Here is a 1,249-nt window from a genome sequence, read left to right as displayed (position 1 = left end):
GCAGCAATGTGGGGAACCATAATACCTTCTCGGAACAACAAAGAAGAAAGAAGTAGGTAGTCAATGTGGCTTCGATGGCAGGGTACATAGACAACGGCATGGTCTTTAGTGACTTCTTTTACTGCTTCGACATTTGAGGCGTAAATACCGTTATAGATTTTGTTCCATAAGCGATTAAGAACTCGTTCTAGAAAGTGGATAGTAGAAATCTGCAAGCTCGCGGCAATTTCATCACCATATTTTAAAGCTTGTTGTTTGAGTTCTTGTTTTGGTTTGCCTGATGCTTCGGACTCTTTTGCTATCGCATCGCGAACGGTCGGAGTGTCCACGATTGTTTGAACGAGCGTTTGGCGGTGACTAAGGTTAGGCCCAATAACCGTTTGACGAACGCGTCTGAAATGCACACGTAATATACGTGCGGCCATGCGCTGAGTTCGTTTTGCATCTTTCTCACTGTCGCCATTAAGCTCTTGCAATGAGATAGGTTTGCTAAATTGCACGTAAGTGCGGCGACCATGAAGAAGAATGATAAACAACTGACGAAGAGGGCTCGCAACGGACCAGTTGTCAGTCAAAAGCAATTGAAGCCACGAGCGCTCACGTGTTGGCGCACGGCCCCAGAAAATTGATACAGGTACAATTTGAACGTCGCTATCATCATCGTCTGCAACGTGCTGTGCTAATTGTTTTAGGCGGCCTGTTACGGTTGGACGTTGTTTGCGTTTGAAAAGTCGGCCCAAAGGCTCGTAAAGAAAGAAGAATGAGCGACGCACGTCTGAGTTGCCGAGTGCGAGCTTAGTTTGTGATGAGGGAAGCTTTTGTCTAATCGTTGATTCTTCGAGTACTAGGCGTCCCGAAAATGTGCGGTATTGCAGAACATAAATGACTGGCTTATCTGGGTCTAGTTCTAACTCATCGGCCTCTGCGCCTTTGATATCAACGCGTACCCACAAAAAAAGAATTTTTCTGAAAAACGTAAAGAGAAGGGTAGAAAGTTTGAAAAAACGACTCATACGGATCTTCATCCATTAAAAAAGTAGCGCATAGTGTAAGGCTTGGTTTTGTCTGGCGTAAAGCTTAAATGTTAGTGAATTACTTTGAATAAATATTACAAACATGACCATGTAGAAATGTTGGCAGTGATAGCTTGAAGTGCCCTTCGTCGACTCTATATCCTTGCGTGTGGCTCATAGAATCGTTCAGAGCCTTCTTTCATAATTAATGATCCAGTTAGAGACGAATAACAACA

The 1,249-nt window shown here is 43.8% G+C and carries 1 protein-coding gene; it reads right to left on the bottom strand.

The features are described from left to right. Positions 1-1,013: 1-acyl-sn-glycerol-3-phosphate acyltransferase (locus A3762_RS21070; protein ID WP_197469465.1), on the bottom strand; the 1,013-nt coding region annotated here is incomplete at its 3' end. Positions 1,014-1,249: the final 236 nt, after the last annotated feature.

The sequence above is a fragment of the Oleiphilus sp. HI0125 genome (assembly GCF_001635355.1).
The sequence above is the reverse complement of the archived record's forward strand: the minus strand, read 5'-3'. Positions and strand labels throughout refer to the sequence as shown.